Source organism: Photorhabdus sp. CRCIA-P01 (assembly GCF_003545805.1).
In the GTDB taxonomy this organism is placed as follows: Bacteria; Pseudomonadota; Gammaproteobacteria; order Enterobacterales; family Enterobacteriaceae; genus Photorhabdus; species Photorhabdus antumapuensis.
Genome location: NZ_NMQR01000006.1, coordinates 116,614 through 127,322 on the forward strand (window position 1 = coordinate 116,614; position 10,709 = coordinate 127,322).

Sequence of the window (10,709 nt, forward strand, 5' to 3'; positions counted from 1 at the left end):
ATTTTATAAGTCTAAAAGACTTCTATATTAAGCGCTCCGATAAAGATTGATGGAGGGGCTCTATCCCTAAGCCTTTGATATAACGCTAACACTTACCACTAAGATCAAACTATTGCATTATACTAACCAACTAGGTTAATATCCGCTCATATGGAAAAACGAACCCCACATTGTAAGTTATCAGTGGTCAAGGCCATGATTGAAGCGGGAAAGGTACGTACCACACATGCAGCGCGAGTCGGTGCGAATGAGTTGGGGCTTGAGTTCTCCGATATGTTGGCCATGGTGATAGCGCTCACTCCAGCAGACTTCTACAAGAGTATGACTACTTATTCTGATCACACTGTCTGGCAAGACGTGTACCGACCAAGTATACAGGTAGGCGACGTGTATCTGAAACTGACGGTCATTGATGACGTGCTGATCGTGTCCTTCAAAGAGTTATGAATAGGAGCTATGAACATGAAATGCCCTGTTTGCGGTGCAGCGGAACTTATCCATGACACCCGCGATCTGCCCTATACTTACAAGGGCGAAACCACAGTCATTTCTGCAGTAACAGGCGACTTCTGCCCTGCCTGCGCCGAATCTATTTTGGATGCTGCGGAATCGGAACGCGTCATGTGCGAAATGAGTACATTCTCGAAGCAAGTCAACGCGGCCATAGTCGATCCTAAGTTCATTGCCAGAGTACGTAAGAAGCTCGCGCTTGATCAGCGGGAAGCTTCTGAAATCTTCGGCGGCGGCATCAATGCTTTCTCGCGCTATGAAAACGGCAAGACCAGGCCATCTCTAGCTTTAGTGAAGTTGCTTAAAGTGTTGGATCGTCACCCCGATTTACTCTCTGAGGTCAGGATGATGTGATTCTTTCTATTCGTTCTATTGGACTCCAACCCCTTATTATAGGTCTATCCTCAAACAACACGACTGGGATCGAAATCGGTTTATCTATCAACTTCGCATTCGACAAAACCAGCTCATTTCCATACGCTCAATATATAAGTCTAGAAAATTTATATAGTTATACCCGTCATCTTTCAAGTTGCCTCTTTGTTGGCTGCACTCACTCACACCGGTCACATAGTTCTCTATGCTCCCGGGGATTCGCTCCCTTGCCGTCGCGATGCATCTTGAAATCCATTGGGTATATATTAGCTAAAGCATGAAAAAACTTTCTATCTAGATTCATTACCAAGCCATCCAAACATAGCCGTTTATACCTCTGGATGGAATGCTAAAACAAATAAAAAAATGGCTTCAATTGTGATCTCATGTCAGTTACTAAACAAAGAATCTCAATGAAGCCAATCTATACTATCGTTTAAAAAACGACCTGATTACCCTAACTGCTTACGAGCATTACGGAAAACTCGCAGCCACGGGCCATCTTCGCTCCACTCATTTGGATGCCAGGAGTTATTCACCGTGCGGGATACCCTCTCTGGATGTGGCATCATCACAGTTGCCCGCCCATCAAGGCTGGTGACTGCGGTAATACCATTCACTGAACCATTGGGGTTAGCCGGGTAGTTTTCCGTAACCTGACCATAGTTGTTCACGTAACGCAGAGCCACTAACTGGTTGCTTTCAAGCATCTTAAGATGCTGGCTATCGCGGAATTCCACTTGTCCTTCACCATGAGAAACCGCAATCGGTATACGAGAACCGACCATATCTTGCAAGAACAGTGACGGGCTGTCAGTAATTTCCACCAAACTGAACCGAGCTTCAAAACGTTCTGAACGGTTACGGACAAAACGCGGCCAATGTTCTGCACCTGGGATCAACTCCCGTAAGTTAGACATCATCTGGCAACCATTACAAACACCAAGCGCCAATGTATCCGGTCGTGCAAAGAAAGCCGCAAATTCATCACGAACACGCCCATTGAACAGAATTGATTTCGCCCAACCTTCACCTGCCCCCAACACATCACCATAGGAGAAGCCACCACAAGCAACCAGTGTCTGGAATTGGCTCAATCCAATGCGCCCAGACAACAAATCGCTCATATGAACATCAATCGCCTCAAAACCGGCTTGGTGGAACGCGGCGGCCATTTCAACATGAGAGTTAACGCCTTGTTCACGCAGTACCGCCACTTTCGGCTTTATCTGCTGCAAAATGTAAGGCGCCGCAATATCGTCTGAAATATCAAAGGTCAGTTTTACATTCAGTCCTGGGTCCTGATTATCCTGTTTAGCCTGATGTTCCTGATCTGCACACTCCGGGTTATCACGCAGACGCTGCATTTGCCATGTGGTTTCTGCCCACCATAAGCGCAAGGTACTGCGATTCTGGCGGTATACCTCAGTATTGCCACTAAAGATAACAAAATCATCACCTGCCTTGGCTTTACCCAGATAATGCACGCAATCGGCCAGACCATGTTCTGCTAAAACACTTTCAACAAATCCTCTATCCGATGCTCGAATCTGAACGACAGCACCCAACTCTTCGGTAAAGAGGGCAGCCAGAATATCTTCATCAAATACACTGATATCAGCTTCAATGCCACAATGCCCGGCAAAAGCCATTTCAGCCAAGGTTACCAGTAAACCACCATCAGAGCGGTCGTGATAGGCCAGTAATTTTTGTTCCGAAATCAGTTGCTGAATCACATTGAAGAAACCAGCCAATTGCTCAGCACTACGTACATCCGCAGTTTTATTACCCAGTTGACGGTAAACTTGTGCCAATGCGGTACCGCCCAGTGTATTCTTCCCTTGACCCAGATCGATTAACAATAACGCATTATCTTCATCAGTGGAAAGTTCAGGCGTGACTGTACGGCGGACATCTTCCACTCTGGCAAAAGCGGTAATCACCAGTGATAAAGGTGCCGTCATCTCACGCTCTTCACTTTGTTCATGCCAACGGGTTTTCATCGACATGGAATCTTTACCCACCGGAATAGTCAACCCTAGCGCAGGACACAATTCCTCACCCACCGCTTTCACCGCTGCATACAAACCAGCATCTTCGCCAGGATGACCCGCAGCAGACATCCAGTTAGCTGAAAGTTTAATGCGTTTTAAATCCTGGACATAAGCAGAAGCGATATTGGTCAGTGCTTCACCGACCGCCATTCGGGCGGAAGCAGCAAAATCCAGCAAAGCGACCGGCGCACGTTCACCCATGGACATTGCTTCACCATAGTAGCTATCAAGGCTGGCGGTGGTAACAGCACAGTCCGCAACTGGAATCTGCCACGGACCCACCATTTGATCACGGGAAACCATGCCTGTCACAGAGCGATCACCTATCGTTATCAGGAAGGTTTTTTCTGCCACAGCCGGCAAATGCATAATGCGTTTCACAGCTTCCGCCAGATCGATATCCCGACGCTCAAGGCTTTCACCGCTCGCTTTTAATGTACTGACATTACGCAACATTCTTGGCGTTTTACCTAGCAGTACATCCAGAGGCATATCGATTGGCTGGTTATCAAAATGTTCATCATTAAGCCGTAAATGACGTTCCTCTGTTGCCTCACCGATAATGGCGTAAGGTGCACGCTCTCGCCGACAAATCTCTTCAAACAACGGAAGTTGTTCCGGCTCAACAGCCAGCACATAACGCTCTTGTGATTCGTTACACCAGACTTCCAGCGGGCTCATCCCCGGCTCATCATTAAGAATTCTGCGTAACTCAAATCGTCCACCACGACCACCATCACTGACCAGTTCAGGCATGGCATTGGAAAGCCCACCCGCCCCCACATCATGAATAAACAGGATCGGGTTGTTTTCGCCTAACTGCCAACAGCGATCGATCACCTCCTGACAACGGCGTTCCATTTCCGGGTTATCCCGTTGAACCGAAGCAAAATCCAAATCAGCATCGGATTGCCCCGATGCCATAGAAGATGCGGCACCACCACCCAAGCCAATGTTCATGGACGGGCCACCGAGCACAATCAGTTTTGCGCCAACAGAAATTTCACCCTTTTTGACATGTTCATCACGGATATTACCGATCCCACCCGCCAGCATAATTGGCTTGTGATAGCCCCGTAATTCGCTGCCGTTATGGCTGTTTACTTTTTCTTCATAGGTACGGAAATAACCCAACAACGCCGGACGACCAAATTCATTATTAAATGCCGCGCCCCCTAAGGGGCCCTCCATCATGATATCCAGAGCACTGACAATACGCTCCGGTTTACCGAAATCCTCTTCCCATGGCTGTTCAAAACCCGGTATCCGCAGATTGGATACCGAAAATCCCACCAGACCCGCTTTTGGCTTAGCACCACGACCGGTCGCCCCTTCATCGCGGATTTCACCACCAGAACCGGTCGATGCACCCGGCCAAGGAGAAATCGCAGTCGGGTGATTATGCGTTTCCACTTTCATCAGAATATGAGCCTGCTCCTGATGGTAATCATATGAACCGTTTTCCGCACCAGCAAAGAAACGACCAACAGAAGATCCCTCCATCACCGCGGCATTATCTTTATAGGCTGACAGGACATAATCAGGTGTCTGCTCATAGGTGTTTTTAATCATTTTGAACAATGATTTTGGCTGCTCCTGACCATCAATAATCCAATCAGCATTAAAGATTTTATGACGGCAATGTTCTGAATTAGCCTGAGCAAACATATAAAGCTCAACATCTGTTGGATTGCGCCCTAATTTCTGGAAAGCGTCCATCAGATAATCAATTTCATCCGGGGCCAACGCCAATCCAAGTTCAATATTGGCAGTTTCTAACGCACTGCGTCCTGCTTGCAGAATATCAATGCGTTTTAACGGAACGGGTTGCTGACGAGAAAATAATTTCTCCGCCTGTTCCAATTGAGTAAAGACCGTTTCCATCATCCGATCATGCAGCAGTGATGACAATATTTGCCACTGTGTATCACTCATTTCACCACTTTGGATGTAATAAGCCAGGCCACGCTCCAGACGCACAACCTGGGACAGGCCACAATTGTGAGCAATATCGGTTGCTTTGGAAGACCACGGGGAAATCGTTCCCGGACGAGGCGTCACTAACAGCAATGTACCTTGGGGTTCATGTTCAGCCAGCGAAGGTCCATATTTTAATAATTGTTGTAACTTTGCTGAATCAACATCACTCAAAGGTGCATGAATCTCTGCGAAATGAACATATTCGGCATAAATATCATTGACCGGAAGTTGCTGTTCTTGGCACACGGAAAGGAGTTTAGTGATACGAAATGCAGATAAAGCAGGTGAACCACGTAGAATTTTCATAGTAATCAATTCTCTCATCTTAGAAGCAAAGCTTAATAGATGTCTAAGGGGAAATGGGCCCATTATAGAGGATTGTCATCCATGACGAAACCGTTTGCGTGACGATTATTACAGCCAATTATCCTATGGATAAGTCATGCAAATAGTATCAATTAGATTGCACAGCCAGTTTTTGTTCCGCAAAATGCTCAATCACTGGAAATTCAACCAATAACAATATAGCGCGTTTCCACATAGCACCATACCACGTTACACAGAGATAACCGTTTGAATAATATAAAAATAAATTATTTCGTTATCATTGTTATCGCTCTTTTTTCTGCTGCCATCATCAGTCTGAACATCAGTTGGCCGAATAAACAACAGGAGCAGCTTAACAGGATCATGACCAGAGGAGAGCTACGGATTAGTACCATTAGCTCACCTCTGATTCACCTTACCAGTAAGAAAGAACCAAATGGATTTGATTACGAGCTGGCACAACGCTTTGCTGATTATCTTGGCGTCAAATTGGCAATCAAATTCAGAACAAATATCAATCAATTATTCGATGACCTGGAAAAGGGTGAAGCTGATTTTCTGGCCGCCGGCTTGACCTATCATCAAGAAAGATTGGCTCAAACCCGCGCAGGTCCGGCTTACTATTCTGTCTCTCAGCAACTGATTTATCGCAAAGGAACTCCACGCCCTCGCTCTTTTAAAGACTTAAAAGGCAAACTGCTAGTCGCTTCTGGTTCTGCACATGCCAGCACATTGAAAAAGTTAAATACAGATCTGCATGAGATCGAATGGGAGGAGACACAACAATATAACACTCGCGAACTACTGGAACAGGTATCAGAAGGTAAACTGGATTATACGTTAGGTGACTCAATTAATGTCGCGTTACAACAACGTACTCACCCTAATCTGGCCGTTGCTTTTGATGTTAGCGAAGATAACCCGCTGACATGGTATTTAAAACGCATTGACGACTACAGCCTTTATGCTGCCATGCTGGATTTTTTCAGCCAGCTAACGGAAAAAAATGTCATGCCACGATTGGAAGAGAAATACTTTGGTCATGTCAACTCATTTGATTATTTCGATACACTCTCTTTTTTAAGTGCCATCAATAATATTCTGCCTACCTATCGGCCACTATTTGAAAAATATTCCGGTGATATCAGCTGGCAACTGCTCGCTGCCATTGCCTGGCAAGAGTCTCATTGGGATCCACAGGCAACCTCACCCACGGGTGTGCGTGGCCTGATGATGTTAACCAGCCAGACCGCTAAAGGGTTAGGCGTCGTTGATCGCCTTGATCCAGAGGAGAGTATTCAGGGAGGCGCGATCTATCTGCAAAACCTAATGAAACGACTACCTGAAAATATCCCTAAAGATGAGCGTATCTGGTTTGCACTGGCAGCTTACAATATGGGTTATGGACATATGCTGGATGCCCGCAAACTGACGGCATCACAGAAAGGAAATCCCGATAGCTGGCTTGATGTCAAAAAACGGATTCCACTATTAAGCCAGAAAAAATATTATACAAATACCACCTATGGCTATGCCCGTGGACATGAAGCTTATCGCTACATTGAAAATATTCGCCGTTATCAGCTTAGTTTAGTCGGATATTTACAGGCCAAAGAAAACCGGAAAAAATTAATTTCCCAAGAAAACCAACCAAAATAAGTAAACAAATATAAGGCTCTAAGAAGTCAATTACAGCCATTATATATCCTCAGTTATATTATGTTTGACAGCTAATCCGACTAACCATACTAAATTCGTCAGGACGCGATCTCTCCCAAAGGATAAATCATGATTAATTTAGACATTAACGAACAAAATAAAATTATGGTCGTCAGCAGCCATGTATTTAACCCGACGACTGCAAATGGCCGAGCCTTTACAGAGTTAATCGAAGCATTAAAAAAGAACAATTTCTCTGTTATCCTGGCTGCGACATTCCAAGATGGTATAGCTACCGTTTGTTCTGATTCCTCACTATGCTGTATTTTTGTTGATTGGACTTCAGGAGATAATAACTATGAATCTCATAAACAAGTCCTAGAATTACTGCAAGAAATACGCAAACACAATACAACCATTCCGGTACTGTTAACCGCGGAATATTCCAGCATCGACACGCTGACGCTTGAAGTCATGGGATTGGCAAATGAATTCGTCTGGATGCTTGAAGACACAGCTGGATTTATCGCCTCTCGCGCCAGTTCGCTAATTAAGAAATATTATGCTCAATTATTACCGCCTTTCACTCGTGCATTACTGCAATACACCCAAGAATCACCAGAATATTCCTGGACTGCTCCTGGACATCAGGGTGGTGTCGCGCTTACTAAGACAGCGGTAGGAAGAGAATTAATTAATTTCTTTGGGGAAAATTTATTCCGCAGTGATATTGGAATAGAAAGAAAAATACTTGGCTCACTGCTAGATCATACAGGTGCTATTAAAGAATCAGAAGAATATGCCGCAACTATTTTTGGTGCCCATCAAAGCTATTGCGTTCTTAACGGCACTTCGGGTTCTAACCGTATTATCATGGGTGCCATTATTGGTGAGAAAGAAATTGTTATATGCGATCGCAATTGCCATAAATCTATTGGGCAAGGTTTAATAATGACTGGAGCTTTGCCCATCTATCTTATTCCTCAACGCAACCGCTATGGCATTATTGGTCCCATTCCCAGAGATCAATTTCAACCAGAATATATCCAACAACTCATTGATAAACACCCGTTAAAAGCGATCGCAATAGACAATAAGCCTGTTTATGCGGTCATCACCAACTGTACTTATGATGGAATATGTTATCACGCAGAACAAGCACAAGATTTACTCGCAAAAAGTGTTGATCAAATTCACTTTGATGAAGCTTGGTTTGCTTATGCTCGTTTTAACCCTATGTATAAACATCGTTACTCAATGCGTGATGACCCAAATGATTTTGACAATAATGGCCCGACAATATTTGCCACTCAATCCACGCATAAGATGTTGGCAGCGCTATCACAATCATCCTATATCCATATCCGCAATGGTAAAAAACCCGTTGAACATTCCCGTTTCAACGAGTCTTATATGATGCATTCCACAACGTCACCGCTATATTCGCTGATCGCCACTAATGAAATTGGAGCGGCCATGATGGATGGCCCGCAGGGGCAAAGACTGATACAAAATGCGATTAATGAAGCCGTCGACTTCCGTCTGACATTAGCAAAAACCCATCATCAATTTAAACAAAAAGATGATTGGTTCTTCTTACCTTGGAATGCCAGAGAGATTATCAGCGCGGATAACAGTAAATTAATTCCTTTCCATGAAGCGAGCAGAGAACAATTGGCAACGGACCCTTCCTGTTGGGTATTAAAAGAGGGAGACAAATGGCATGGATTTACCAATCTATCAGAGGAATGGTGCCTGTTAGATCCAACAAAAGTCGGTATTTTATGCCCAGGAATGAATGATAATGATGAATTACTGGAAAATGGCATTCCAGCCGAAATTCTTTCCGCTTATCTTAGTCAGCATGATATTGTGCCGGCACGTACCACCGATTTTATCGTTCTTTGCCTGTTTTCTATTGGTGTCACCAAAGGTAAATGGGGAACATTGATCAATGTATTGTTAAATTTCAAAAAACACTATGACGCGAATACTTCACTTAAACAATGTTTGCCAAAACTCACGAAAGAATACCCTGAATATTATGAAAATATGGGACTCAAAGACATTTCAGATAAAATATTTGGGTATATAAAAGAATATGAAATGGATATTGAACAAAAGAAATCATTTAGCCAATTACCTGAAATAGTGAAACTCCCCCGACAAGCACACCTTGATCATATGGGGGGCCGTACTGAACATATTCCACTTAATGAACTGGCAGGACGCATATCGGCTGTGAGTGTCATTCCTTATCCACCAGGTATACCAATAATCCTACCGGGAGAACGTTTTGGTGATGAACATACGCCCCGGTTACAATATATTCGCCAACTCGGTGAATGGAATAAAAGGTTCCCAGGCTTCGAAAAAATCCTGGAAGGCGCGGAGATGATAAACGACGAGTACCATATATGGGTACTAAAAGAGTGAATCAATAATATCTATTGATTTTCTTGCTGCTGTTTTCTGGCGGCTTTTAATGCTTTATGTTGCAGCCGACGTTGTTTGAAAAAAGCACTCAACATCGTTGAACATTCCTCAGCAAGTACGCCACTGGTAATATCAATTTGATGATTCATGCCAGGATGGCGCAATATATCAACCAAAGAACCCACGGCGCCAGTTTTCATATCACTGGCGCCATAAACCAACCGCTGTATTCGGCTATGTATCATGGCGCCAGCGCACATAGTGCAAGGCTCAAGCGTGACGTATAGAGTAGTATTTAGCAAACGATAATTGTGTAACTGTCCTCCCCCTTTGCGTAACGCAATAATTTCAGCATGAGCGGTAGGATCATGCGCAATAATAGATTGATTCCAACCTTCTGCAATGATTTTATTATCAGCGACCAATATAGCACCAACAGGTATTTCTCTCTGTTCTTGCGCTTTCATTGCTCGTTCTATCGCCTGCTGCATCCAATATTCGTCACTATATATTTCAATCACTGCGGTATCTCTTTTGATTACATCAGGGATGATTATAACGATTTATTTTACCTATTTTCCAGATATATTTTCTTATTATTACATTGGGAATATATATCCGAGATCATTTTATATATTTCTTATCACTATAAGATCCCCAGGATTAATAGAAAAATATATAATGAAATTCTATTTCATGACATTCACACATTCCCTTTAAATAATAAACCGAAACAAGTTCGGCTTATTATTCATTTTAAAGTGTTAATTAAAAACCGATTGCGAAATAATCTCCATATACATAAGTATCATTAGCAGATAACTTAATTTCAGTTCCATAAGCGTTAACAGTTCGCGCGGCAACCCAAGAGTAAAAAGTATTCAATGTCCCGTTAGGTGCTGCTGACATCAGAAATATCCAATCACCAACAGGTGACATAAAAACCTTCAGACAACCATGCTTAAAAGATGTTGGTAAAATAACTTTGTTTATCGCTAATGGAGTAAAATTATGTCTTCCCCATTGAAGTATCAACCCACCCGGCAGTTGTTGATAACCATTAGGTGATAAATTACCAGGGAGTTGTTTATTCATATGACACTGTAATGAATCAGTAAAAGTCTTATTAAGGGTTGCCAAATCGCCATTATCCAAAACATCCTTTCCACATTGCTCTGACATAAAATTAGCTACGACAGACGCTATTGTTGACGACTGACGTAATGCCTTATTTAATACATGAGTAGTAATATCTTCTGGTGGAAACCCAGTTTGTAAATTCTGACTTTTTTCATATCTTTCCTGACTGACTACATTAGCATTATTACCAATAGAAAACGCTTTAAAGTCATTCTTATTACTCATTTA

At 43.4% G+C, this 10,709-nt stretch carries 7 protein-coding genes; 4 read left to right on the forward strand and 3 right to left on the reverse strand.

Annotated elements, in window-relative coordinates:
- Positions 1–150: 150 nt before the first annotated feature.
- Together D3222_RS06275 and D3222_RS06280 are read left to right on the forward strand one after the other, a co-directional pair.
- On the forward strand, positions 151–447 hold the full coding sequence (locus tag D3222_RS06275; RefSeq protein WP_118985392.1) for a type II toxin-antitoxin system MqsR family toxin: 297 nt from the start codon (positions 151–153) through the stop codon (positions 445–447).
- Positions 448–462: 15 nt separating this feature from the next.
- Positions 463–864, forward strand: coding sequence for a type II toxin-antitoxin system MqsA family antitoxin (locus D3222_RS06280; protein WP_118985393.1), 402 nt, complete (start codon positions 463–465; stop codon positions 862–864).
- A 473-nt stretch (positions 865–1,337) separates the two neighbouring features.
- Here D3222_RS06280 and purL read toward each other — a convergent pair whose 3' ends face one another.
- Entirely contained in the window at positions 1,338–5,225 is a 3,888-nt protein-coding gene (purL, locus tag D3222_RS06285; RefSeq protein WP_118985394.1) for a phosphoribosylformylglycinamidine synthase, read from the reverse strand.
- 267 nt (positions 5,226–5,492) lie between these two features.
- On the opposite strand from purL, the gene mltF reads away from it, so the two are divergent.
- Complete coding sequence (gene mltF, locus D3222_RS06290; RefSeq protein ID WP_118985395.1) at positions 5,493–6,905, forward strand: membrane-bound lytic murein transglycosylase MltF; 1,413 nt, start codon at positions 5,493–5,495, stop codon at positions 6,903–6,905.
- A 129-nt stretch (positions 6,906–7,034) separates the two neighbouring features.
- A complete protein-coding gene (locus D3222_RS06295; protein WP_118985396.1) occupies positions 7,035–9,341 on the forward strand; it encodes an Orn/Lys/Arg decarboxylase N-terminal domain-containing protein in 2,307 nt (768 codons plus the stop codon).
- Between the two features lie 11 nt (positions 9,342–9,352).
- Here the strand turns inward: D3222_RS06295 and tadA are convergent, their stop codons facing one another.
- Positions 9,353–9,862: a tRNA adenosine(34) deaminase TadA gene (tadA, locus tag D3222_RS06300; RefSeq protein WP_369973499.1), complete on the reverse strand. Its 510-nt coding sequence runs from the start codon at positions 9,860–9,862 to the stop codon at positions 9,353–9,355.
- 247 nt (positions 9,863–10,109) lie between these two features.
- Positions 10,110–10,706, reverse strand: coding sequence for a gp53-like domain-containing protein (locus D3222_RS25850; RefSeq protein WP_232832423.1), 597 nt, complete (start codon positions 10,704–10,706; stop codon positions 10,110–10,112).
- Positions 10,707–10,709: the final 3 nt, after the last annotated feature.